We start from the raw sequence: 24508 nt of genomic DNA, 5'->3' as shown, positions 1-24508 counted from the left end.
CCAACTATTTTTAATCTTTTTTTTAACTCACTGAAAATATACAACTTGGATTTTAACTTTTTTATCATTTGTAAGAATTTAGACAATTGTATTATCGCATTTCAAGAAGATTCACCATCAATACGCAGAGAGTTTTGGATCCAAATACCATTCTTTACCCTAAATAATAAAGGATATTTTTCTTGCAAACACTACTCCCTAGCCCTGATAGCAGCGGAAATCCTTACTTGCCGGGGTTCGGCGAGTAAGACTGAAGCGGACAGCAGGAGAATGCTCCATAAAAAAAGCTCGCACTATATTATAGTACAAGCTTTATAAATTAAACTGTCTTTCTAATTATTTAGTAAAAAACCCGAAAGCCGTTTTTATTCTAAACCCTACAGATCAGAACCGTCATTTAAAAAAAAAAAAAAGCCCCACTAAAAGTGGGGCTTAAAATTATACAAAAATTGAATTACAATTTATTTACAAATTTAGTCAATTTAGATTTTAAGTTAGACGCTTTATTATCATGGATAATATTCTTTTTAGCTAACTTATCAATCATAGAAATTACATTTGACAATTTAGAAGTAGCATCAGCTTTATCAGTAGCTATTCTCAACGCTTTAATAGCATTACGAGTAGTTTTGTGTTGATATCTATTTAACACTCTTTTCTTTTCGTTACTTCTAATTCTTTTTAGAGCTGACTTATGATTTGCCATTTTATTTTATCTTTTATCTTTTTTACTATTTTTCCGTAGTCCGTAAGGGAATCGAACCCCTGTTACCAAGACGAAATCTTGGCGTCCTAACCCCTAGACGAACGGACCAATATCCCTCTAAGTAAGTTACAAAATCTATTCAATAAGATTAACTTGTAGTCCGTGGGGGAATCGAACCCCCCTTACCAGGATGAAAACCTGGCGTCCTAACCGATAGACGAACGGACCATAATTCCTTTTCTTAAGCCAGGAATCGTATTATATTTTATTTGTAGTCCGTGGGGGAATCGAACCCCCCTTACCAGGATGAAAACCTGGCGTCCTAACCGATAGACGAACGGACCATTGCGTTACATTGTGCAGTGCATTTCTGTATTGCGGTTGCAAAGATACAACTGTTTTTTAATTGCGCAATAGCTAACACAAAAAAAATTATTTTTTTTAATACGCTTTAGCAAAATACACTCTTTTACTAGAAGAATTCCCAGTAAATACACAGGTTCCCGCCTCTTCAACTGCATTCAAAGGAATACATCTAATTGTAGCTTTGGTCAACTCCTTAATTTTCTCTTCAGTCTCTGCAGTCCCATCCCAATGTGCTGATACAAAACCACCTTTGTTTTCTAAAACCTCTTTAAACTCCTCAAAGCTGTTTACTTCAGTAATATGTGCTTCTCTATAATTTAACGCCTTATTGAACAAATCAAACTGAATTTGCGCTAATAAACCACTAATAAATTCAGCAATTCCTTCTTTAGATTTCACTTCTTTTGTCAAAGTATCTCGTCTTGCCACCTCATAAGTTCCATTTTCAAGGTCTTTAGGCCCTACAGCAATTCGCACTGGAACACCTTTTAATTCCCATTCAGCGAATTTAAAACCTGGTTTTTGAGTAGTCCTATTATCAAATTTCACAGAGATACCCAACTTACGCAAATCAACTATTAAATTATTTACCTCTTGAGAAATTTGTTCTAATTGTTCATCTGACTTATATATAGGTACAATAACCACCTGAATTGGCGCTAAATTTGGAGGCAACACCAAGCCTTGATCATCAGAGTGCGTCATTACCAACGCTCCCATCAATCTTGTAGAAACCCCCCAAGAAGTTCCCCACACATATTCTTGCTTCCCTTCTGCATTAGCAAACTTCACATCAAATGCCTCAGCAAAATTCTGACCTAAGAAATGAGAAGTTCCTGCCTGTAGCGCTTTCCCATCTTGCATCAAAGCTTCAATACAATAGGTTTCTTCAGCACCAGCAAAACGCTCCGTTTCTGTTTTCAAACCTTTTACAACTGGAATAGCCATAAAATTTTGAACAAAATCAGCATAGACGTTCATCATTTTTTCTGACTCTTCAATAGCTTCTTGCCTAGTCGCGTGAGCTGTATGCCCTTCTTGCCACAAAAACTCAGCAGTTCTTAAGAACAAGCGAGTACGCATTTCCCATCGCACAACGTTTGCCCACTGATTAATTAACAACGGTAAATCTCTATAAGATTGCACCCATCCTTTATAAGTAGACCAAATGATAGCTTCACTGGTTGGACGAACAATTAACTCCTCCTCTAGTTTAGCATTTGGATCTACAATTAACTTTCCAGGCTTATCCGGATCGTTTTTTAGTCTATAATGTGTCACTACAGCACATTCTTTTGCAAAACCTTCGGCATTTTTTTCCTCGGCTTCAAACATACTTTTAGGAACAAATAGCGGGAAGTAAGCATTTTGATGTCCTGTTTCTTTAAACATTCTATCTAACTCTGCTTGCATTTTTTCCCAAATAGCATAACCATAAGGTTTAATAACCATACAGCCTCTAACTCCTGAATTTTCGGCTAAATCAGCTTTTACAACCAGCTCATTATACCATTTTGAATAATCTTCTGATCGTGTAGTAAGGTTCTTACTCATATTGAATAGTTTGGCACAAATTTTGTTTTGTTTTATTTAACTAAATAGTTTGGCAAAACTAACTATTTTTGTAATGTGCAACAATAAAAAACCCAATAGATATGAAAACTAATATTTTTTCATTCCGAAAAGCGCAAAATTATCTTTATATTGGATTACTAAGCCTTTTTATGGTTTCTTGTGGTTCTTTTCAAAATAGTTCTTATTACGAAAGCGATGGAATTTATACCACTTCTAGCAACAGAGTAGTAGAAAGAAACACAGCTTCAAGTGATTACTACAAAGATTACTTTAATTCGCTACAAAACGACAATACACCAACTGAAATTTTTACAGATGTAGACAACTACAGCGATTATGATTCAGTAGACAACAACAATTCATATTATGCTGATTGGGGCAATAATACTACCAAAGTAGCTATAAACTATTACCCTAACTATTGGGGAATGAACTACGGATTTGGCTATTCTGGTTGGGGATATCCTTATTCTTATGGCTGGGGTTCTCCTTATTATGGATATGGCTGGAATAACTGGGGATATGGTTGGAACAACTGGGGGTACCCATCATACAACTATGGATATTATAACTGGAATTATCCTTATTATGGTTATAATTATTATTATTACTACGGAAACAACAATTATGCAAATCGAAGAAATTACTCGTACAATCCAAGTCGAAGAGGATCTTCATCTACTAATTCTACCTACAACAGTTCTTCCTCTACAAGAAACTACACACCTACAAGAAGATATTCTACCAGCAACAGAACTCCTGTATTTACAAATACAAGAACATACAGTAATTCCAATAATTCACAATCAACTACCAACAGAAGAAGCAGTTCACAATATCAAAACAATACTACTCAACAAAGTAGAACTTATTCAAGAAGCGAAAACTATACCCCTTCTAGATCTTACAGCACCCCATCTTCATCTTCATCTTCTTACAGCACTGGAAGATCATACGGAGGAAACAGCAGTGGTAGCAGCAGCGGCGGAAGCTATAGATCATCAGGAGGAAGCAGAAGGTAAATAGCTACTTAAAACTAAAACATACTACAATGAAAAAATATATTTTATTATTTCTATCAGGTCTTGTATTTAATTCTGTACAATCTCAAGAGATTAGTGATGCAGTACGATTTAGTCAGGAAAACATAAATGGAACCGCTCGTTTTAGAGCTATGAGTGGTGCTTTTGGAGCTTTAGGAGGAGATCTTTCGTCTATAAATGTCAACCCTGCTGGTTCTGCTATATTTGTAAACAACCAAATAGGAGTAACCCTGACCAATACTAATACCAAAAATAATGCAAACTATTTTGGCTCAATAAACACAGAAAAAAACAATTCTTTTGATGTTAATCAGGCTGGATTAGTATTTGTTTTTAACAAAAACAGGAACAATATAGGATGGAATAAATTTTCCTTGGCTATAAATTATGACAATACAAATAATTTCAACAATACGATGGGTACATTTGGAGTTAATCCTACTACTTCAATTGGAAATTATTTTGTTGAATTTGCTAATGGAATTCCTTTAAATAGTTTTGCAGATGCTCATTACGGAGATCTTAGCAACGATGCTCAACAAGCTTATTTAGGATACAAAGCCTATATTATAGACCCCGCAAACAACGACCCTAATCCAAATGAATACATTTCCAACATAGCCGAAGGAGGAAATTATTATCAGGAAAACACTGTTACCAGCAATGGATACAACGGTAAATTATCTTTTAACGCAGCCACTTCCTATAATGATAAATTCTATATAGGTATCAACTTAAACTCTCATTTTGTTGATTATACCCGATCATCCGTATTTTACGAAGACAACAATAACCCATTACCAACAGACCCTGATAGCTACAGAGTAAACAAAGTTCAATTCAATAATGATTTATACACTTATGGTTCTGGTTTTTCATTTCAACTTGGAGTTATAGGAAAAATAACGAGCGAAGCACGAATAGGTCTTGCATACGAATCTCCTACTTGGTACAAATTGTACGATGAATTAAGTCAATCTGTAGTAGCCGTAAGTGCTAATACATCAGGAACTCTCGATCCAGATGTGATTAATCCGAATATCACCAATGTTTATTCCCCATATAAACTACAAACCCCTGGGAAATTCACTACAAGTTTCGCTTATGTTTTTGGAAAAACTGGACTCCTAAGCATTGATTACAGCCTGAAAAACTATAGTAACATAAAATTCAAACCAGAATACGACAGCTACTATCAAGTTCTGAATAATGAAATGAGCAAAACACTTACAAACACAAGTGAAATTCGCATTGGAGGAGAATACAAAATTGAAAGACTAAGCCTTAGAGCAGGTTACCGATTTGAAGAAAGTCCTTATAACGACAAAGTAACAGTTGGTGATTTAAATAGTTATTCTGCTGGTTTAGGATATAATTTTGGAGGAACAAAACTAGATTTATCTTATGCTCACGCAAAAAGGAATTCGCAACAAGGCTTCTTCAGCCAAGGACTTACAGATGGTGCTAAAGTTAATTCCAACAACAATACTGTATCGTTAACACTATTATTTGAATTATAATTTAAAAAATATTCTAAAAAAACCGTCTTGTCTTCATATAAACAAGACGGTTTTTCTTTTAGCTCTGATTGAAGCAACCTCCTTTGCTGTCATTTCTGTCCCGAAACTTCGAGATCGGGAAACAGCAAAGATATAACGAACAGCAGGATTAGCTTTTTAAAACCGCACTAAATCAGAGACAAAACAATATTCTTTGAATAAAAAACCGTAATTTTGCACTCCAATTTACAAATCTATGAGAACCAAGTCTTTAAAAAAGAATAAAATAAATGTAATCACCCTTGGGTGTTCAAAAAACATATACGACAGTGAGGTATTAATGGGGCAGCTTCGCGCCAATGGCAAAGAGGTGGAACACGAAGCACCTGCTGACAAGGAAGGAAATATTATTGTAATCAATACTTGCGGATTTATCGATAATGCTAAAGCAGAATCGGTAAATATGATTTTAGAATATGCTGACAAAAAAGAAAAAGGCTTAGTAGACAAAGTTTTTGTAACAGGATGTTTATCGGAACGTTATCGTCCGGATTTAGAAAAAGAAATTCCAAATGTGGATCAGTTTTTTGGAACTACTGAATTACCTCAATTATTAAAAGCACTTGGTGCCGATTATAAACATGAATTATTAGGAGAACGTTTAACAACAACTCCAAAAAATTATGCTTATTTAAAAATCGCTGAAGGTTGTGATAGACCTTGCAGTTTTTGTGCTATTCCTATTATGCGTGGAAAACACGTTTCACAACCAATAGAAAAATTAGTAAAAGAAGCCGAAGGTTTAGCACGTGACGGAGTTAAGGAATTAATTTTGATTGCTCAAGACCTAACTTATTACGGACTCGATATCTATAAAAAAAGAAACCTTGCTGAATTACTGGAAGCTTTAGCAAAAGTAGAAGGAATTGAATGGATTCGTTTGCATTATGCCTTCCCTACTGGTTTTCCAATGGATGTCTTAGACTTGATGAAACGCGAACCAAAGATTTGCAATTACATTGATATTCCATTACAGCACATTTCAGATTCTATTTTGAAATCTATGCGTAGAGGAACAACTCAGGCGAAAACCACACAATTATTAAAAGACTTTAGAGCAGCTGTTCCTGGAATGGCTATCCGTACTACTTTAATTGTTGGATATCCTGGAGAGACTCAGGAAGATTTTGAAATCTTGAAAGATTTTGTTCAAGAAATGAAATTTGATCGAATGGGATGCTTTGCTTATTCTCATGAAGAAAACACACATGCATATTTATTGGAAGACGATGTTCCAGACGATGTTAAACAAGCCCGTGCTAATGAAATCATGGAATTACAATCTCAAATTTCATGGGATTTGAATCAGGAAAAAGTAGGACAAGTTTTTAAATGTATTATTGACAGAAAAGAAGGAGGTCATTTTATAGGTCGTACTGAATTTGACAGTCCAGATGTAGATAACGAAGTACTGATAGATGCTACTAAGTTTTATCTAAAAACTGGTGATTTTGCAATGATTAAAATTATCGATGCAACTGAATTTGACCTTTACGGAGAACCTGCTTAAAAAAGTAATTCCAGCTATTTTAAAATTAAATTAACATGAACAAGACACAATTTTTCTTTGTATTAGCGTTTATAATACTATCTTTTAATACTGCTCTTGCACAATATGGTTACGGTAACGGTTATGGTAGGGGTTACGGAAATGGCTATGGCAACGGCATGGGCATGAGTCAGGTTGAACAAAACTCCATGAAACCAAAAGAAATTCCAGTTGAAGTTACTGTTGGTAAAATAATGGAAAAACTAAAACCAGAATTGAATCTTGACGAACTGCAAACTATTGCTATTGGTAATGTTTATACAGACATAATCAAATCGCAAACTGCAATTATGAAAGATGAAAAACTAAGCCAACAAGAAAAATCAGATGAAATAAAAGCTCTTTTTGAAGTTAATGAACGAAAAGTAAATGAATATCTAAACGAAGAGCAAAAACAAAAATACAAAGCCTTAAAGGAAGAACGCGGTAATAATAAAAAAGAAAAAAAGAAAAAATCAAGAAAAAAAGAATAAACATTCTTTACTAAAAGTATCAAAAAATGATCAAACCATTTTGTTATTTATTACCTATTACCATCATAACGGCTTGCTCAACTAATCCATACAAAAAGAGTGAGAAAGAATATGATAATAAACTAAAATCTTTCAAAACACAGATTTCTGTAAAAGAACCAGAGCCTTTACCGATTGTAAACAAAATAACAATCAGTATAGACAGTGCCTATTCTAAACAATTATATACTTTTAAAGATAGCATTTTTAAAGTTGGCTCTACTGAATTAGACAATGGTGCAAAAACGGAATGGATTAGCACGGTCAATTTTAACCTTAGAAAACCCAATTTTGTCATTATTCACCATACAGCGCAAGATTCAATACAGCAAACCATAAATACTTTTACAAAAACAAGTACTCAAGTTAGCGCTCATTATGTAATTGCCGATGATGGTCATGTTGTACAAATGCTAAACGACTATTTACGTGCCTGGCACGCTGGTGTAGGTTCTTGGGGCAAAAACACAGATATCAACTCAACTTCTATAGGAATTGAGCTAGACAATAATGGTGCCGAACCCTTTTCCGAAGCTCAAATAACTAGCTTAATGGCTTTATTAAGTAAATTAAAAAAAGATTACAACATTCCAACTCAAAACATCATTGGCCATTCTGATATTGCACCCACTAGAAAAAAAGACCCAAGCGCCTTATTTCCATGGAAAACATTAGCAGAAAATGGATTTGGAATATGGAAAGACGACATTCTTCCATTAGCTCCATTTGATTTTAACCCTGAATTAGCATTACGTATTATTGGTTACAATACTAAAAACTTAAATGCTGCAATTACTGCTTTTAAATTGCATTATATGCCAGAAACAGTAAATGCTATTTTAGATCAAGATACTATAAACACAATTTATTCTATCTATCTAAAACAATAAATTACATACAATAATTTTTAAAAAAGGTTCTTTGATTTGTTTCAAAGAACCTTTTTAATTTCCGTTTATTACTACATGAAATTAGACATAAAAAAACTGCCAAGATACATTTAACATATACCTTGGCAGCAAAAAAAAATTATGTTTTTATATTTTTACCAAATATTCTAAATTCTTAGAACCCGTAAACCAATGCTACTAAAAACTGAGAGAAAGATTTAGTAGGAGCCATATCAGAATCAACAAATAATTTATCTTTACCAGAATCCATTCTAAATTCAGGAATAACTGTTAATCCACCTGCTTTAATATTTCCTGTTAATGTTAAAGCTGTAACTGAAGTATCTCCTGAACCTTCTTTAAATTTAAAGTACTCACCACGCAAACCTAAACCAAAGTTATCCGTTACAGATAATGAAGGATATAGAGCTACACCTGTATAACCTACCTTACCATCGTTAGAAAAATCAGCAGAGTTTAATCCTAAGCTAAATTTATCAGACAATTGGAAAGATGCCGTCAAATCTACAATTGTTCCACTTACTGAACCATCCATAAAGTTCAAATAAGCACTTACCCCTTCAGTTGGCGCAAAAGACAATTGAGCTCCAATAGCATTTAAACCTTTAAATTCATCTGCAGAATAAGAATTCCAAGAATCATTAAATGCCCCCACCATAATACCTACTTTGTCAGAAATTGCATAATTAGCTTTTACCCCTGCGTTTTGGAATGGTCCATTAGTAAACAAATAAGAAGTTGAATAATGAAAGTTAGCCACTGGTGAAATTACCTCATATCCAACAAAAGTCCCCATGTATCCTGCTGTAAAACTCAATTTATCTGTTGCTGCATAAGTAGCATACAAATTTTGAATATGGAATGATTGTCCATCTACATCTGGAATTGATTGTTTTTCTCCTCTTGGCCCAAAAGAAACTTCACCCACGAAAGACGTTTTACCTGTTGTTTTTTTCAAAGCAATATCCAGCATACCTAAAGAAACTGAATTCTGATCTGTTCCAAAACTTGTAACAGGTCCTCCTCCTTCACCGTTAGAATTTGAAACTTTTGCAAAATCATATTTGTAGTAAACATCAGCAGATCCTGAAATTTCTAACGGTGTGTCTTGTGCAAATGTCATGCTTCCTGTCAGCGCTAAAGCTAAAATAAAAATTACTTTTTTCATGTTGAATTTTGTTTTGGTTATTTAAATTATTTTTACTCAAAAGAGGATATTAACATATTATTCTCAGTTTTTAATACATTTTTAACTCCTTTCTTGAAGCAAATTTATCAACTTTTAGTTTTACAGAAATAAAAAAATATAACTTTTTACTGATTTTGACGTCGAATTATCAAAAAACAGGATTCGATTAAAAAAAAATACATTTTCTTTATTTTTCAATACCAAAAAAATGATTATTCTCACATCAAAAAAGACACACCCCTATTAAAAACCATGCTAAAAATCAAAATCTAGATAAAAAAATGACAAAAAAGCAATATTTAACTATTACAAAACAACAACACCCCCTTAAAAAATAGGGTTCAATAAAAACAAAACAACATCTAAAAATAATTAAACTTAAAATATAAACACCCAAAAACAACAAAACCCCCAAATTGGAGGTTTTGATTGCATTAAATACTATTTTAATTAATCTACTATTTATACCATAAAAGAAAAACAACTGCAATAATGTATTTATAAAACATAATAATATTCGTTTATAACACTAAAAGTCCGTATTCAGCCAAGGTATTCATTGGTTTGGAATACCAGAAAAGCTCAAAATCTTCCAACTGATGTTCATAATCTGTTTTTAACTCTTGAAAAGTATAGGTTTTAGAATTGCTAACTGAGAGTTTTTGAAGTATTGCAACCAACCACTCACCTTCTTGTTTACTAGTTTGTATAGAAAAACTTTCTTTCTTATCATGAAAAGTCAATCGCATCATTTCCCAACTAGTTCCTTTCTTTGATTTAATAAAAGACTCTACAAACGGCTTTCCTCCCAGCCAAACCACTTTTGCATTGGGTTTGGTATTAAAATCATTAGATTCGTCAAGTGCTTTAAAAATAAAATCTTCTGGGATTTTTGTTTTTGGAATTTTAAAATCAAACCATTCTTGCAATTCGAAATCAAAACAAATTCCATGCATATAATTAAAGAGTGATTTTTTGAGTCCAAAACTAAACATGTCATGATCAATTCCTGTTGCATCTACATAATTAATATCATTATTAGCAAAAGTCCCAATAGTTTCGGTTTCTTTAACTACGCCAAATTTCTCTGGATACAAACCTACAGGACTATGCGCCGTCATAGCAAATTGATGCCAAAAACCCGATTGCAAAACACCTGCTTCAAACAATTGGCGCACCATTTCGAGACTATCAATTGTTTCTTGTATCGTTTGTGTTGGATAACCATACATTAAATAGGCATGAACCATAACACCCGCTTCAGTAAAATTACGAGTCACTCTAGCCACTTGTTCTACCGTTACTCCTTTATCTATTAATTTAAGTAATCGGTCAGATGCTACTTCAAGGCCTCCAGAAACGGCTATGCAACCTGAAGCTTTGAGCAACAAACACAAATCTCGAGTAAAACTTTTCTCAAATCGAATGTTCGTCCACCAAGTAACCGATAATTTTCTTTTCAAAATTTCCAATGCCAAAGCACGCATTAAAGCCGGTGGAGCGGCTTCGTCCACAAAATGGAATCCATTTTCTCCCGTTTGCGCTATCATTTCCTCCATTCTATCACACAATAAACTAGCCGCTACAGGTTCATATACCTTTATATAGTCTAATGAAATATCGCAAAAGGTGCATTTTCCCCAATAACAACCATGTGCCATGGTAAGTTTATTCCAGCGTCCGTCACTCCACATACGATGCATAGGATTCACAATTTCGATTACTGAAATGTATTTGTCCAATAACAAATCCGAATAATCAGGTGTTCCTACTTGAGATTGCTTGTAATCTGGTTTAGTTGAATTGTTTTTATAAACTACTTTACCATCTTCTAAAAGAAAAGTTCGCTTATAACTGACTTCGACAGGATCAGTCTGGCAAATGGATTGAACTATCAATTCAATGGGAACTTCGCCATCATCTAAGGTGATGTAATCGAAAAATTCAAAAACACGGGCATCCGAAAGGGAACGCAATTCGGTATTAGGAAAACCACCTCCCATTGAAACTTTAATTTCAGGATAATGTTTTTTAACCCATTGCGCACATCGAAAAGCTGAATATAAATTTCCCGGAAAAGGAACAGATATTAAAAATAATGTCGGTTGAATAGTTTCAATTCGTTCCTTCAAAATAGAAAGCAGTATGTTATCTATATAGGTAGCTTCTTGTTGTAATGCTTCGTATAATTCATCAAACGAATTGGCACTACGTCCCAAACGCTCCGCATAACGGCTAAATCCAAAATTAGCATCGATACATTCAACAATAAAATCAGAGATATCTTCGAGATATAAGGTTGCCAAATGTTTCGCCTTATCCTGAGTTCCCATGGTGCCGAAAGCCCAATCTAATTCTTCCAACTGTACAAAACGGGACGCTTCAGGTAAATAATCTTCCTGACAAATTTGCAATGCCAAGGTTGGATTCTTCCCTTGCAAAAAAGAAATTACTGAATCGATGGTTTTAATGTATTCGTCTTGGAGTGCAAAGATTCTTTTACAGTTGTCGGTTATTGGTTGATGGTTGTTGGTTGCTTGATCAAACATTTCTTCCAAACCTTTTTTCGAAAACAATTTCAAAATCACTTCAATGCCCAAATCAGCCTGAACCGACTCAATATTTTTAGTATTTAAAAAACCTTTGATATAAGCAGTTGCCGGATACGGCGTATTCAGCTGGGTAAAAGGAGGCGTTATGAGGAATAGTTTGGTTTTCAAAGGGAATTGTTTTGTGCAAAAATAGGGGATAATTTTAGTTTCTATTCTAAAGTGAAATGAAAGTTTTTAAAGCATATTTTTCAATTAAAAAGAATACTGTCATTTGAGCGTATTTAATTACATTTGAAAACTAGAAAAAAGCATTAAAATGAGGTTCAAATACTTTATACTTTTATTATTCATTGGAATAAATTCAATGGCTCAAAACAAGAACAACTCCATTGGATTTAAAGAAAACAAAGGTCAAATTACAGATCAAAATGGAAAACCCAATAATGCCGTAAAATTTCTTTTAAATACGAATGGTTTAAATGTACAATTAAAGCAAAATGGTTTTTCTTATGACATTTATGAAACTAAAAAAATCCCTGTAAAACATCGTATCGAAGAAAATAACTCCATTTCATCAATAGCAAAAAATGATAAAAAAGTACCTGATTATAATTTGGAATATACTTTTCATCGAATAGACATTGACTTTGTAAATTCAAATCCCAATGTAGAATTGATTTCTAATGGAGAGTCAAAAGACTATGATAATTATTACAATGTTCCTAATAAACCCGAAGGCATTGTCAATGTACATCAATACCAGCAAATCACTTACAAAAATATCTACCCTAATATAGATGTCGTTTTCTCCATACCAAAAGACAGCTTAAAAGCAGTTGAATATAACTTTGTGGTGCATCCAAGTGGAAAAATATCAGATATTCAATTGAAATTTAATGGCGCCAAAACAGAATTAGTTGATAATAAAATCAAAATGAATGTTCGTTTTGGAGCAATAGAAGAAATTCTGCCTGCCAGCTGGACAGAAGAAGGAATGACTAAAAAATCTATTCGAGTGGGCTATAAAAAAATCAAAAACAATGTTTATGGTTTTAACACATCAAATTCTGTAGATGGAAAAACCGTAATTATTGATCCTGTTCCTGTTAGGCTTTGGGGGACATATTATGGTGGAGAAAAAGGTGATTATTCAACTGATATATGCAATGATAGTTATAATAATGTATATATTTCTGGATATACTTGGAGTACATCAAATATTGCAACAACTGGTAACTTTATCGATTATTATTATGCTCCATTTTATGGTGATGGTTTCATTACAAAATTTAATACTGACGGAATCAGACTTTGGGGGATTTACTATGCTGCCATACCTGAAACTATAAAAGTAGATACAAACGGAAATTTATATTTCACTGGAGGAGTAGATGTAGGTCCAAATATTAATAACTCACTAGTTGCTACTAATAACTCACATCAGCCACTATCTGCTGGAAATTATAAAAATGCATACTTAGTTAAATTAAATCCACTTGGAACTAGAGAATGGGGAACTTTTTATGGTGGAGACCTTATGGATATTGGGAATGATATATGCTTTGATAAGCAAAATAACATTTATCTAGTTGGTTTTGCTATGAGTTCAAACAACATTGCAACAGCTGGTTCACATCAACCTATTCATGCTGATGATTACTATGGAAATGATGGTTTTATTGCAAAATTTACTCCTCAAGGACAAAGAATTTGGGGAACTTATTTTGGAGGAAAAAGAGATGAACAAATTTTATCTTCAAACATATCTGATGATGACTATTTGTATATTACAGGAACCACAAGTAGTGATGAGGCAATATCTACAAATAATACTAAAACAGGCTACAATGCAGGAATGATTGCAAAATTTAACTTAGACGGTCAAAGAATTTGGGGATCGTATTTTAATGGTACAACAAGTTGCACGATAAACAAATCTACATTAAAAGGTGATTATTTATATATCTCAGGAATAACAAATAGTCATAATAATTTGAATAGCACCAATACATTTAATGAGAATTTTATGGATCTCCCAATGAATTTTGGGTTCAGTAGTTATATAGTTAAATTTGATATTAATCTGAAAAACCAAGTTTGGGGAACTTATTTTGGAGAAATAATCCAAGATATAGCAATTAACTCAAAAAACAAATTGATTTTTGAAGGAGTTACAAGTATGACTAATGGAATTGCAACAGCAAATGCCTATTCTACATCGCCACAATATGGTGATGCATATATGATAAAACTTGATGAAGATGGAAAAAGAGAATGGGGAACCTACTATGGAGGTAATGGTAGCGAAGGACTAAATGGAGCTTCAGATGTTAACAATAAAATATCTATAGATAACTTAGATAATATTTATTTAGTTGGTAATACACAAAGTACATCTGGCATTTCAACTCCAGAGGCACATCAAGAAAATTACTCTTTAAGTCCATCTGGTGGATTACAAGATGTATATTTAGCCAAATTTCAAGATTGTCTTTCATCACCTGAAGTTTCATCAAATTCCCCAATCTGCATTGGCAATACCTTAGAACTAAAAGCTTCTGGAGGTACCGATTATTTATGGACAGGTCCAAACAGCTTTACATCCACCGAACAAAACCCAATAATAATAAATGCAACTGCTCAAAATAGTGGACAATATAGTTGTTTAATAACTGGAACAGGAGGCTGTGATCATACTAAAACTGTCGATGTAATTATTGGAGACGTAGAAGCTCCAGTTCCTGATCTTGCCACTCTCCCAACAATAACAGGAGATTGTAATACAACTATAACCACAGTCCCAACGGCTACTGATGCATGTGCTGGTGCAATTACAGCTACAACGACAAGTCCGCTAACCTACAATTTACCTGGAACTTATACTATTATTTGGAACTATGATGACGGGAATGGAAATGCTGTTAATCAAAATCAAACCGTAACTATTACTAACCAACCGCTTCCAACTGTCACTTCCCCTCAAACCTTCTGCATCCAGCAAAACGCAACAAGTAGTGACATTGCCATTACAGGACAAAACATAAAATGGTATGATGCTCAGACTAATGGAAATGTACTTTCCAACAATACTTCATTACAAAATGGTACCACTTATTATGCTTCACAAACTATTAACGGCTGCGAAAGCGAAAGAATTGCTGTTTTAATTAATATTCAAAACACTCCGCTTCCAACAGCAGATGCCAATCAGTCGTTTTGCAGTGATTCAAATCCTACAATTGGAGCTATCCAAGCAACAGGAAATCAAATCAAATGGTATGACACCTTAAACAATGGTTCTTTATTAAGCGAAACGACTTCTCTTGTTGATGGCAAAACTTACTATGCTTCGCAAACGATGAATAATTGCGAAAGTGAAAGATTAGGAATTCAAGTTTCAATTGTTAATACCCCTTCGGCTCCAACAGCAAATGCAACAACATCTTTTTGTAAAAATGAAAATGCAACGCTAAACGATATTCAAATACAAGGGCAAAACATAAAATGGTACGATACCAATTTTTCTGCAGCCAGCCTGTCTAGTACTACATTATTAGAAAACAACAAAACCTATTACGCCTCACAAACCATCGGTTGTGAAAGTGACAGAACTCCGGTTTTAGTTCAAGTTTATGATACTCCATTACCAATAGGCAATAAAAATCAACAATTTTGTATTGATGAAAATACGACTATTGCCAATCTTAGTATTTCGGGTTCCAATATTACTTGGTACGATGAGCTTTCTAATGGAAATATTCTAGATGAAACAACTTTATTAGAAAATGGAAAAATCTATTATGCTACACAAACTCTTAACAATTGTGAAAGCGAAAGACTAGCCATTACTGTAACAATTCAGGATACGCAACCCCCTACTGTTACTTCACCTCAAACATTCTGTATTCAGAAAAATGCAAAAATTAGCGACATTACCATTTCGGGACAAAACATCAATTGGTTTGAGAGTGCTTCCTCTTCCATACCTCTATCGGATTTCACTTTACTTGAAAATGGAGTTACCTACTATGCTTCAGAAACCATAAACAATTGCCAGAGCGAACGAATTCCTGTATCCATAATTATTCTCGAAGCCACTACTGGAGATTGTATCAATTTTGTAGATGAGCTTCCATACCCAAAATTCTTTACACCAAATAATGACGGATATAATGACACTTGGACTATTGATTTTGCCTATTTAAAACCCAATACCGGAATTCGAATCTTTGATCGTTATGGTAAATTATTAAAAGAATTATTCCCTAATTCAAGTTGGAATGGCCTGTTTAACAATCAGGAATTGCCATCAACAGATTACTGGTTTATTGCGACAAGAGCCAATGGACAGGAATACAAAGGACATTTTAGCTTGAAGAGATAAAGCAAAAAAAGAGCGCAAATTGTATTCAAATTGCGCTCTTTTTGTAAATATTCGTAAACTTTGTGTTCAAATAATCTTAAAACTTATGTTCTTGCTTACTAATTACCAATAAAGAAATTAACGATATACAAGCTGCAACTGTTAGATATATCCCTACTGAAGCAATACCATAACTGTCAGACAATTTAATCGCGGCCATTGGTGCAAATGCAGCACCTAAAATCCCTGCCAAGTTAAACGTCAATGAAGCACCTGTATAACGAACGGTTGTTGGAAATAATTCAGATAAAAAAGTACCTAACGGACCATAAATAAATCCCATAAGTGACATTCCTAAACAAACAAAAAAGGTCACTAAAACTATATTTTTGCTTGTCAAAAAGAATGAAAAGAAAAATCCAAAAATAGCAATAGCAATTGTTGTGTAAATTAACATTTTACGTCTTCCAATTTTATCAGCAGCCAAGGCTGAAATAGGAATAAAAATGGCAAAGAATAGTACTGAAAATAACTGAATTAAAAGTGCTTCTTTATTTGTAAAACCTAAACTCTTAGTATTCCAATTTAAAATAAAAACCGTCATCAAATAAAACACTAAAAATGTAGTGACTGCTGCTAATGTTCCAAAAATCAATTGGTTTTTATAGGATTTAAAAACGGTAATAAAAGGCACTTTCACTTCTTTTTGCTCTTCTTTCGAATTTTCAAAAGCAGGAGTTTCCGTAATTTTTAAACGAATATAGAAACCTACAATCACTAAAAGCGAACTGGCAATAAATGGAATTCTCCAGCCATAGTCCATAAAAGCTTCGGCACTCATGGAATTTGTCAATATTAAAAAGGTTCCGCCAGAAAGTATCAATCCTATTGGCGCACCTAATTGAGGGAACATTCCGTACCAAGCGCGCTTGTGTGGCGGTGCATTTTCGATAGCTAACAAAACAGCTCCACCCCATTCGCCACCTAAACCAACACCTTGACCAAAACGACAAAGCATCAATAAAATAGGAGCCATTATACCTATACTAGCATAACTTGGCAAAAAACCGATACTTATTGTAGATATACCCATGGTCAATAAGGCTACAACTAAGGTTACCTTACGGCCAATTTTATCACCATAATGTCCAAAAACCGCCGACCCTAAAGGTCTAGCCAAAAAGGCAATAGAAAAAGTAGCTAAGGATTCTAAAGTAGAATTGGTACTGCTAGCTCCTGGAAAAAACAATTGTGGAAAAACCAATACTGCAGCATTGGCGTAGATATAAAAATCAAAAAACTCTATGGTTGTTCCTATTAAACTCCCAAAAAGAACGTGTTTTAAAGAATTTATTTTAGCAGTCTGTTCTTTCATCATCAAGAAATTAGGTTTAAAATCCTGCAAAAGTCATCCTTATTTTTGAAAGCTACAAATATTTAGTTCCAATATTTTTTGGTAATTTTACTCAAAACAAAATCACACATGCCCAACGACTGTATCAGCTATCAAAAATCAGGATATTTTTCTCCTTTGATGAATGATTATCTAGACCAAAATCTAAAAATACAATCCTTATATAATCGATTTCCAAGCATTGAAAACTTTGAGGCTCAAATAGCCGAAAAGCAAGCCAACTTTAAACATAATCAAAGAGAAAATCTGGTTACTGTTTTGCAAAAACAATATGCTGAAATAGAAATTTCGCATTTAACCCAACAAAATATTGAGGCCTTAAAAGTAGAAAACACCTTTACAGTAACTACCGGACATCAACTCAATTTATTTTCAGGACCTTTGTATTTTCTGTATAAAATTATTTCGACTATTAATTTGACAAATGAATTAAAAGTAAAATATCCTGCTTATAATTTTGTACCTATCTATTGGATGGCTACCGAAGATCATGATTTTGAAGAAATCAATTATTTTAATTTTAAAGGTAAAAAATTCCGTTGGAACAGAACAAGTACAGGACCAGTAGGACGATTATCGACTGAAGGTTTAGATGATTTTCTGGAAATATTTGCGCAGGAACTAGGTTCAAGTAGCAATGCTGAAACTCTAAAAAAATTATTTCAAGAAGCTTATTTGAACCATAACAATCTTGCCGATGCAACCCGTTTTTTAGCCAATAGTTTATTTGGCTCAGAAGGATTAGTAATTATTGATGCCGATGAAGCTGATTTAAAACAAAATTTCATTCCATATATTAAGGAAGAATTATTGCAACAAACGGCTTATAAAAATGTAATTGCAACTACCGAAAAACTTACGGAATATAACATCCAAGTAAATCCTCGTGAAATCAATTTGTTTTATATTGAAGATAATTTGCGTGAGCGTATTGTCTTTGAAAACAATAAATTCAAAGTAAACAATACTAAACTTGAATTTTCTGAAAAGGAAATTTTAGCATTATTGGAAAGTAATCCCGAAAAATTCAGTCCGAATGTAATTATGCGTCCGTTATACCAAGAAGTTATTTTGCCTAATTTGTGCTACATTGGAGGAGGAGGTGAAATTGCCTATTGGTTGGAACTAAAATCATTTTTTGATGCAGTACAAGTTAGTTTCCCAATCCTATTAGTTCGTAATTCAGTACTGTTAATAACCGAAAAACAAACTAAAAAAGCCGAAAAGTTATATTTAAGTTGGAGTGATTTATTCTCAAAACAAGAGGATTTATTAAATGCTAAAGCTAAAATCCTATCCGAATTTGATATTGATTTAACTTTGCTTAAAACGCAATTACAAACGCAGTTTAGCATCCTGAACGAAATCACCACAAAGACGGATCCTTCATTTGCCGGAGCAGTAAAAGCGCAAGAAGTAAAACAGCTAAAAGGACTTGAAAATCTAGAAAAACGATTGCTTAAGGCTGAAAAAATAAAATTAAAAGACACTTTAGCCCGAATAGCCGATTTACAAAATGAATTGTTTCCCAACCAAGGTTTACAAGAACGCCAAGCTAATTTTTCTGAATTTTATATTGAAAGCGGAAGTAAGCTTATTCCTAAACTAATAGACCAACTCAAACCGCTTGAACAACGTTTTGATATTATCTCATTATAAAATTTAACAAATAAATACCTTTTAGAACTTAATTTATAGTTATTTCAAAGCCGTAACCATTTAAAAAAAGTTACTTTTATAAAAAAAGAAATTACAAAATGACAACCAACAGAACTTTTACTATGATTAAACCCGATGCTGTCGCTAATGGACACATTGGAAACATACTTGCAATGATTACAAATGCAGGCTTTAAAATTGTATCTTTAAAACTTACCCAACTTACCGTTGCCGATGCACAAGCATTTTATGCTGTTCACGCAGCTAGACCTTTCTACGGAGAATTAGTAGAATTTATGTCAAGCGGACCTATTGTGGCAGCTATTTTAGAAAAAGAAAATGCTGTTGCTGATTTTAGAACTTTAATTGGAGCTACCAATCCAGCCGATGCTGCCGAAGGAACTATTAGAAAACTATACGCCACTTCTATGAGTCAAAATGCAGTTCACGGTTCTGATAGCGATGAAAACGCAGCTATTGAAGGTAATTTTCATTTTGCTGGAAGAGAGCAATTCTAGTTTCCAGAAATTAGAATTCAGACTTATTAGCTTAAAAAAATTATTGCTTAAAAATAAAAAATCCCATATCGTTTTTCAAAACGATATGGGATTTTTTACTGCTTTCTGCAAACTGAAATCTGCCTTCTAATTTAGAAAATCTGTAATCATCTCAAAACCACGTCTTTCACAACATCACGACGTAATTCTTCATTAATCATTTTAATAATTTTCGACTTTCCGTGACTTAATTCCTCTCTTAAAACCGAAGAGGTTAACTCCACATACAAAGTACTTCCTTTCAAAACCACATTTCTTGTATAACTATTCACGCCATTCCCCATTAAATTCTGCCAAGCTTCCTTAACATTGATGCCATCCATACCTGATTGCAACTTATTAACCTGAATAATTTGCTTTAAAACATCACCTACAGTACTTTCATTATTTAGTCTCTTCGCCATCTTTCAATAAATTAATTGGTCCTGCTTTTTTATATTCGTATTCTTTGTTTTGATCGTTTTTAATACACATTTCATCATCTGTTAGTTTAATTAACTCTTCTGTCCATTTAGCATAAGGAGTAGAATAATCTAAAAAAACTTGCTCATTTTCAAACCTCACCTTTACATTTTCAAAATCTTCATTAAATAAAAATGTCCCATTAAATTGAGGTCTTACTTTTCGGCGAATTCCTTTGTTATTTGCAATTTCAAAATAATCAAAATTCTCATTCATTTTATACTCCTTGTCCTCACCTTCCTTAAAAGTTACCTTCTCAATTTCCCAATACCCATTTAACTTATGGATATCTTCAGGAGTAATTTTTTGTTGGCAAGACACTAAAAACAAGCATACAAAAAGAATTTTCAAACTATTTTTCATCATTATTTTTTTTTAAAAGCATGTACCTGCTGTTCGCTATATCTTTCATGCCGAACCCCGGCATAAAAGGATGCCACTACCATCAGGGCTAATAATTCGAAACAAAAATACATTTTGTTTCTCAAACAAAGTTAAGCGTATTAAACTTAACTTAGCTAAAAAATAAAGACCAACTTAAACTATTTTATATAATTTTGGTCTTAAAGGAGTTACACTTTAAACTGCCAAACCATGTACAAAACACTTTTTTACCTACTGAGTTTTTTTCTGTTTGTCAACTGTAGTCCTGATTCAAAACCAGATATAGCAACTTCAGAAAACATGTATTTTCCTCCCATTAACGGAAATAATTGGGAAACAAAATCCATTAGTAATTTAGGCTGGAAACAAGAAGCAGTCCAACCATTATTAGATTATTTAGAATTAAAACATTCTAAATCTTTTATAATTTTAGTGAACGGACGCATTGTCATGGAAAATTATTTCAATGGACATTCGGCAACAACCAATTGGTATTGGGCAAGTGCTGGAAAAACCTTGACATCTACCCTTACCGGAATTGCTGAGCAGGAAGGCTTTATCAATACCAATAATAAAGTATCTGATTATATAGGAACAGCATGGACTTCTGAAACCTTAGAAAAAGAAAACCTGATCACTTGTAAGCACCTCCTCACCATGACTTCCGGAATTGAAGACATTGCTAATGGCGATAATGTTTCACCTTCTAGCCTAACCTACAAAGCCGATGCTGGAACACGTTGGGCATATCATAATGTGTATGTAAAACTGCAAGATGTAATTTCCCAAGCTACAGGACAAACTTGGAATAATTATTTCAATTCAAGACTTCGAGACAAAATTGGGATGAATGGAGTCTGGCTACCATTAGACAATAACATGGTGTATTTTAGTACCACTCGAAGTATGGCTCGCTTTGGATTGTTAATATTAAACAAAGGAAAATGGGAAAACAATACCATCTTAAATGAAGCCTTTTTCAACACAGCAACTTCAACATCACAAAACATTAATTTAGGATACGGTTATCTTTGGTGGTTAAACGGAAAAAGCAGTTACCATTTACCACAAACTCAACTGCAATTCCCAGGAAGTATAATTCCTAATGGACCTAATGATATGTTTATGGCACTTGGGAAAAATGATCAAAAAATTTATGTAATTCCTAGTAAAAAAATGGTAGTCATTAGAATGGGGGAAGCAGCCGATAATGTTAATTTGGCTTTATCAGATTTTGATAATGTTTTATGGGAGAAAATAAATGCTTTGACTAATAATTAAACTAATTAGCCAATTGATTTAAAGCTTCTTTCTTAGAGAATTTATACAATCGCTTGATAATCCATATTAGAACTACAAAGATTGTACAATTGAGAATTCCAATTAATAAATGTGTGCTATTATTTGGAAAAAGAAGAATAAAATCATGTCCTTTAATTGTAGCAGAATAACTGGAAACACAAAATGGAAATAAAAAAAGTCTGATTTTTATCCAGACATCCTGATGAATTCCTTGCTGAGAAGTAGATAAAATAAGAGCAAAACCTATAATAAAAGAAATTCCTAGTGCACTAGTCCAAAGTTTTAAAGATGCTTCGAAGTAAATGGACATCATAGAAAAATACCAAATAAGATAACACCACAATATTATCTTTGGAGCTTTCATATTCAAAACATATTTAAAAGCAGTCTTTTTCATAGAATATCATTTACTAACAAAGACTTTTATAGTATTCTTATTTGTTATTAATCCTTTTTTTAAAACCTAACACGAAAAGAACAATACCCAAAACTAATAAAATATAGTATAAAATCAAGAATTGCTCTCTAATAATATTAGCAACAACAAAACATACCACACTCATCATATAAAGATAAATAGGACTAATATTTTTCATCGAATAAATTTTTTATTTAAAGAAGCTATCGACAAATTCAAATTTATTAAAGACTTGTAAGTCTTCAATTCCTTCACCGACTCCAATGTATTTGACAGGAATTTGAAATTGGTCTGAAATTCCAATCACAACTCCACCTTTAGCCGTTCCGTCTAATTTGGTAACTGCTAATGAAGTTACTTCGGTTGCTGCAGTAAATTGTTTGGCCTGCTCAAAAGCATTTTGACCGGTTGAACCATCCAAAACAAGCAATACATCATGCGGAGCATCGGCAACCACCTTTTGCATTACACGTTTTACTTTAGACAACTCATTCATCAAATTAACTTTGTTATGCAAACGTCCAGCTGTATCAATAATTACAATATCAGCATCCTGAGCCACTGCAGATTGTAATGTATCAAACGCAACAGATGCAGGGTCAGAACCCATATTTTGTCTTACAATAGGAACATCTACTCTATCAGCCCAAATTTGTAATTGATCAATAGCGGCTGCTCTAAAAGTATCGGCAGCACCAAGAACCACTTTGTATCCTTGTTTTTTAAATTGATAAGCTAGTTTACCAATAGTAGTTGTTTTTCCAACTCCATTAACCCCCACTACCATTAAAACATAAGGTTTAATATTAACTGGAATAACAAATTCGGTAGCTTCACCAGTATTCGTTTCAGATAATAAAGAGGCAATTTCTTCCTGTAGAATTTGGTTTAATTCAGAAGTACCTAAATATTTATCTTCAGAAACACGCTTTTCTATACGAGTAATAATTTTTAAAGTAGTATCAACACCTACATCAGAAGAAACCAGAATTTCTTCTAAATTATCCAAAACATCATCATCAACCTTAGACTTTCCTACAACTGCCTTACTTAGCTTTGAGAAGAAAGTAGTTTTTGTTTTTTCAAGACCTTTATCTAATGTCTCTTTTTTTTCTGTAGAAAATATTCTTTTAAAAAAACTCATTGCGTATACAGTATTAATAATAAGCGAATTAGTAAAATCTAACTAATACAACTTTCAAAGAGTAAATATAGAAAATAAAAAAGCTACTTCCTGAAGAAAGTAGCTTTTCTATATATTCTTTTATGAATTATTTCTTTTTCAAGAATTCATCAACTAATTCAGGAGCAATAATAGTTTCAACGAAAGTATATGCGCCAGTTTTTGGAGACTTAACCATTTTGATGGCTTTTGATAATCTCTTAGAAGATGTTTGTAACGATGCTACGGTTTTCTTTGCCATGATTCAAATGTTATTTGAATTTTAATTAATTCCTAACACAATATTAGAAATTGAACTAAAATATCTAATTATTACTTAATTTCTTTGTGAACAGTTACTCTCTTCAAAACAGGATTGAATTTTTTAATTTCTAATCTGTCTGGAGTATTTTTTTTGTTCTTAGTTGTTATGTATCTTGAAGTACCAGCAACACCTGAAGCTTTGTGTTCAGTACATTCTAAAATTACTTGGATTCTATTACCTTTCTTTGCCATCTTGCTATATATTTATTTAGGAATAAAGAATTATTTAATAAATCCTTGTGACTGTGCTTTTTTCAAAACAGCGTCAATTCCATTTTTATTAATTGTTTTTATCGTAGATGCTGCTACTCTAAGAGTAATCCATCTATCTTCTTCTGGAAGATAAAAACGCTTTTTAACTAAGTTTACAGAAAACTTTCTCTTAGTTTTATTCATAGCGTGAGAAACGTTATTTCCTACCATCGCTCTTTTACCTGTAAGGTCACAAACTCTTGACATTATACTTTACTTTTATCGTTATTCAAAATCAGGGTGCAAAGA

At 33.1% G+C, this 24508-nt stretch carries 21 protein-coding genes and 3 tRNA genes; 9 read left to right on the top strand and 15 right to left on the bottom strand.

Translation table 11 applies throughout. The features are described from left to right. Positions 1-454: 454 nt before the first annotated feature. The 5 genes from rpsT to proS all read right to left on the bottom strand — a co-directional run bounded on the left by rpsT (position 455) and on the right by proS (position 2626). Positions 455-706, bottom strand: coding sequence for a 30S ribosomal protein S20 (gene rpsT / locus AC4FRF_RS15420; protein ID WP_491160800.1), 252 nt, complete (start codon positions 704-706; stop codon positions 455-457). 36 nt (positions 707-742) lie between these two features. Beyond that, positions 743-814 (bottom strand) — tRNA-Glu (locus AC4FRF_RS15415). A 48-nt stretch (positions 815-862) separates the two neighbouring features. Next, positions 863-934 (bottom strand) — tRNA-Glu (locus tag AC4FRF_RS15410). Between the two features lie 44 nt (positions 935-978). Beyond that, positions 979-1050: transfer RNA gene (locus tag AC4FRF_RS15405), tRNA-Glu, on the bottom strand. A 97-nt stretch (positions 1051-1147) separates the two neighbouring features. Beyond that, entirely contained in the window at positions 1148-2626 is a 1479-nt protein-coding gene (gene proS, locus AC4FRF_RS15400; RefSeq protein WP_491160799.1) for a proline--tRNA ligase, read from the bottom strand. 101 nt (positions 2627-2727) lie between these two features. On the opposite strand from proS, the gene AC4FRF_RS15395 reads away from it, so the two are divergent. The 5 genes from AC4FRF_RS15395 to AC4FRF_RS15375 all read left to right on the top strand — a co-directional run bounded on the left by AC4FRF_RS15395 (position 2728) and on the right by AC4FRF_RS15375 (position 8200). Further along, positions 2728-3669 carry a hypothetical protein gene (locus AC4FRF_RS15395; protein ID WP_491160797.1) on the top strand — a complete coding sequence of 314 codons (942 nt, stop codon included), beginning with the start codon at positions 2728-2730 and terminating at the stop codon, positions 3667-3669. Between the two features lie 29 nt (positions 3670-3698). Then, positions 3699-5210, top strand: a complete 1512-nt coding sequence (locus AC4FRF_RS15390; protein WP_491160795.1) for an OmpP1/FadL family transporter — start codon at positions 3699-3701, stop codon at positions 5208-5210. 235 nt (positions 5211-5445) lie between these two features. Next, the gene (gene rimO / locus AC4FRF_RS15385) at positions 5446-6759 is read left to right on the top strand and encodes a 30S ribosomal protein S12 methylthiotransferase RimO (protein WP_491160793.1); all 1314 of its coding nucleotides are present in this window, start codon (positions 5446-5448) and stop codon (positions 6757-6759) included. Positions 6760-6794: 35 nt separating this feature from the next. After that, positions 6795-7271, top strand: a complete 477-nt coding sequence (locus AC4FRF_RS15380; RefSeq protein WP_491160791.1) for a hypothetical protein — start codon at positions 6795-6797, stop codon at positions 7269-7271. Between the two features lie 26 nt (positions 7272-7297). After that, positions 7298-8200: an N-acetylmuramoyl-L-alanine amidase gene (locus AC4FRF_RS15375; protein WP_491160789.1), complete on the top strand. Its 903-nt coding sequence runs from the start codon at positions 7298-7300 to the stop codon at positions 8198-8200. Between the two features lie 175 nt (positions 8201-8375). Here AC4FRF_RS15375 and AC4FRF_RS15370 read toward each other — a convergent pair whose 3' ends face one another. Together AC4FRF_RS15370 and AC4FRF_RS15365 are read right to left on the bottom strand one after the other, a co-directional pair. Continuing rightward, positions 8376-9389: an outer membrane beta-barrel protein gene (locus AC4FRF_RS15370; RefSeq protein ID WP_491160787.1), complete on the bottom strand. Its 1014-nt coding sequence runs from the start codon at positions 9387-9389 to the stop codon at positions 8376-8378. 542 nt (positions 9390-9931) lie between these two features. Next, positions 9932-12130, bottom strand: a complete 2199-nt coding sequence (locus AC4FRF_RS15365; RefSeq protein ID WP_491160785.1) for a B12-binding domain-containing radical SAM protein — start codon at positions 12128-12130, stop codon at positions 9932-9934. A 148-nt stretch (positions 12131-12278) separates the two neighbouring features. On the opposite strand from AC4FRF_RS15365, the gene AC4FRF_RS15360 reads away from it, so the two are divergent. Beyond that, a complete protein-coding gene (locus AC4FRF_RS15360; protein WP_491160783.1) occupies positions 12279-16346 on the top strand; it encodes a DUF7948 domain-containing protein in 4068 nt (1355 codons plus the stop codon). A 76-nt stretch (positions 16347-16422) separates the two neighbouring features. Here the strand turns inward: AC4FRF_RS15360 and AC4FRF_RS15355 are convergent, their stop codons facing one another. Next, entirely contained in the window at positions 16423-17703 is a 1281-nt protein-coding gene (locus AC4FRF_RS15355; protein ID WP_491160781.1) for an MFS transporter, read from the bottom strand. 105 nt (positions 17704-17808) lie between these two features. On the opposite strand from AC4FRF_RS15355, the gene bshC reads away from it, so the two are divergent. Then, entirely contained in the window at positions 17809-19398 is a 1590-nt protein-coding gene (gene bshC / locus AC4FRF_RS15350) for a bacillithiol biosynthesis cysteine-adding enzyme BshC (RefSeq protein ID WP_491160779.1), read from the top strand. Between the two features lie 98 nt (positions 19399-19496). Beyond that, positions 19497-19916, top strand: coding sequence for a nucleoside-diphosphate kinase (locus AC4FRF_RS15345; RefSeq protein WP_491160777.1), 420 nt, complete (start codon positions 19497-19499; stop codon positions 19914-19916). A 146-nt stretch (positions 19917-20062) separates the two neighbouring features. Here AC4FRF_RS15345 and AC4FRF_RS15340 read toward each other — a convergent pair whose 3' ends face one another. Beyond that, positions 20063-20359 (bottom strand): DciA family protein, encoded by a 297-nt coding sequence (locus tag AC4FRF_RS15340; protein WP_491160775.1) that lies wholly within the window; start codon positions 20357-20359, stop codon positions 20063-20065. Further along, positions 20340-20783, bottom strand: coding sequence for a hypothetical protein (locus AC4FRF_RS15335; protein ID WP_491160773.1), 444 nt, complete (start codon positions 20781-20783; stop codon positions 20340-20342). Before AC4FRF_RS15335 ends, AC4FRF_RS15340 begins: the two co-directional genes overlap by 20 nt. Before the next feature lie 228 nt (positions 20784-21011). Between AC4FRF_RS15335 and AC4FRF_RS15330 the strand changes: the two genes are divergently transcribed. Beyond that, entirely contained in the window at positions 21012-22082 is a 1071-nt protein-coding gene (locus AC4FRF_RS15330; RefSeq protein WP_491160771.1) for a serine hydrolase domain-containing protein, read from the top strand. A gap of 1 nt (position 22083) precedes the next feature. On the opposite strand, the gene AC4FRF_RS15325 is transcribed toward AC4FRF_RS15330, so the two are convergent. From AC4FRF_RS15325 to rpmB, 5 genes are all read right to left on the bottom strand, one after another. Then, positions 22084-22500, bottom strand: a complete 417-nt coding sequence (locus AC4FRF_RS15325) for a hypothetical protein (protein WP_491160769.1) — start codon at positions 22498-22500, stop codon at positions 22084-22086. Positions 22501-22711: 211 nt separating this feature from the next. After that, positions 22712-23665: a signal recognition particle-docking protein FtsY gene (ftsY, locus tag AC4FRF_RS15320; RefSeq protein ID WP_491160767.1), complete on the bottom strand. Its 954-nt coding sequence runs from the start codon at positions 23663-23665 to the stop codon at positions 22712-22714. Between the two features lie 127 nt (positions 23666-23792). Next, the gene (locus AC4FRF_RS15315) at positions 23793-23945 is read right to left on the bottom strand and encodes a DUF4295 domain-containing protein (protein WP_081810544.1); all 153 of its coding nucleotides are present in this window, start codon (positions 23943-23945) and stop codon (positions 23793-23795) included. Positions 23946-24016: 71 nt separating this feature from the next. Beyond that, on the bottom strand, positions 24017-24199 hold the full coding sequence (rpmG, locus tag AC4FRF_RS15310) for a 50S ribosomal protein L33 (protein WP_011963553.1): 183 nt from the start codon (positions 24197-24199) through the stop codon (positions 24017-24019). 30 nt (positions 24200-24229) lie between these two features. After that, complete coding sequence (gene rpmB, locus AC4FRF_RS15305; protein ID WP_035660225.1) at positions 24230-24466, bottom strand: 50S ribosomal protein L28; 237 nt, start codon at positions 24464-24466, stop codon at positions 24230-24232. Positions 24467-24508 lie beyond the last annotated feature (42 nt).

Source organism: Flavobacterium sp. ST-158 (assembly GCF_058309975.1).
This window is presented reverse-complemented; position numbering and strand designations above follow the sequence as displayed.

Excerpts from the sequence above, each read along its gene's own strand:
- rpmB (WP_035660225.1), bottom strand. The coding sequence starts at position 24,466 with ATGTCAAGAGTTTGTGACCTTACAGGTAAAAGAGCGATGGTAGGAAAT.
- AC4FRF_RS15345 (WP_491160777.1), top strand. The coding sequence starts at position 19,497 with ATGACAACCAACAGAACTTTTACTATGATTAAACCCGATGCTGTCGCT.
- AC4FRF_RS15360 (WP_491160783.1), top strand. The coding sequence starts at position 12,279 with ATGAGGTTCAAATACTTTATACTTTTATTATTCATTGGAATAAATTCA.
- AC4FRF_RS15335 (WP_491160773.1), bottom strand. The coding sequence starts at position 20,783 with ATGATGAAAAATAGTTTGAAAATTCTTTTTGTATGCTTGTTTTTAGTG.
- rpmG (WP_011963553.1), bottom strand. The coding sequence starts at position 24,199 with ATGGCAAAGAAAGGTAATAGAATCCAAGTAATTTTAGAATGTACTGAA.
- AC4FRF_RS15340 (WP_491160775.1), bottom strand. The coding sequence starts at position 20,359 with ATGGCGAAGAGACTAAATAATGAAAGTACTGTAGGTGATGTTTTAAAG.
- AC4FRF_RS15390 (WP_491160795.1), top strand. The coding sequence starts at position 3,699 with ATGAAAAAATATATTTTATTATTTCTATCAGGTCTTGTATTTAATTCT.
- bshC (WP_491160779.1), top strand. The coding sequence starts at position 17,809 with ATGCCCAACGACTGTATCAGCTATCAAAAATCAGGATATTTTTCTCCT.
- rimO (WP_491160793.1), top strand. The coding sequence starts at position 5,446 with ATGAGAACCAAGTCTTTAAAAAAGAATAAAATAAATGTAATCACCCTT.
- ftsY (WP_491160767.1), bottom strand. The coding sequence starts at position 23,665 with ATGAGTTTTTTTAAAAGAATATTTTCTACAGAAAAAAAAGAGACATTA.
- AC4FRF_RS15380 (WP_491160791.1), top strand. The coding sequence starts at position 6,795 with ATGAACAAGACACAATTTTTCTTTGTATTAGCGTTTATAATACTATCT.
- AC4FRF_RS15330 (WP_491160771.1), top strand. The coding sequence starts at position 21,012 with ATGTACAAAACACTTTTTTACCTACTGAGTTTTTTTCTGTTTGTCAAC.
- AC4FRF_RS15375 (WP_491160789.1), top strand. The coding sequence starts at position 7,298 with ATGATCAAACCATTTTGTTATTTATTACCTATTACCATCATAACGGCT.
- AC4FRF_RS15315 (WP_081810544.1), bottom strand. The coding sequence starts at position 23,945 with ATGGCAAAGAAAACCGTAGCATCGTTACAAACATCTTCTAAGAGATTA.
- AC4FRF_RS15370 (WP_491160787.1), bottom strand. The coding sequence starts at position 9,389 with ATGAAAAAAGTAATTTTTATTTTAGCTTTAGCGCTGACAGGAAGCATG.
- AC4FRF_RS15395 (WP_491160797.1), top strand. The coding sequence starts at position 2,728 with ATGAAAACTAATATTTTTTCATTCCGAAAAGCGCAAAATTATCTTTAT.
- rpsT (WP_491160800.1), bottom strand. The coding sequence starts at position 706 with ATGGCAAATCATAAGTCAGCTCTAAAAAGAATTAGAAGTAACGAAAAG.
- AC4FRF_RS15355 (WP_491160781.1), bottom strand. The coding sequence starts at position 17,703 with ATGATGAAAGAACAGACTGCTAAAATAAATTCTTTAAAACACGTTCTT.
- AC4FRF_RS15325 (WP_491160769.1), bottom strand. The coding sequence starts at position 22,500 with ATGAAAAAGACTGCTTTTAAATATGTTTTGAATATGAAAGCTCCAAAG.
- proS (WP_491160799.1), bottom strand. The coding sequence starts at position 2,626 with ATGAGTAAGAACCTTACTACACGATCAGAAGATTATTCAAAATGGTAT.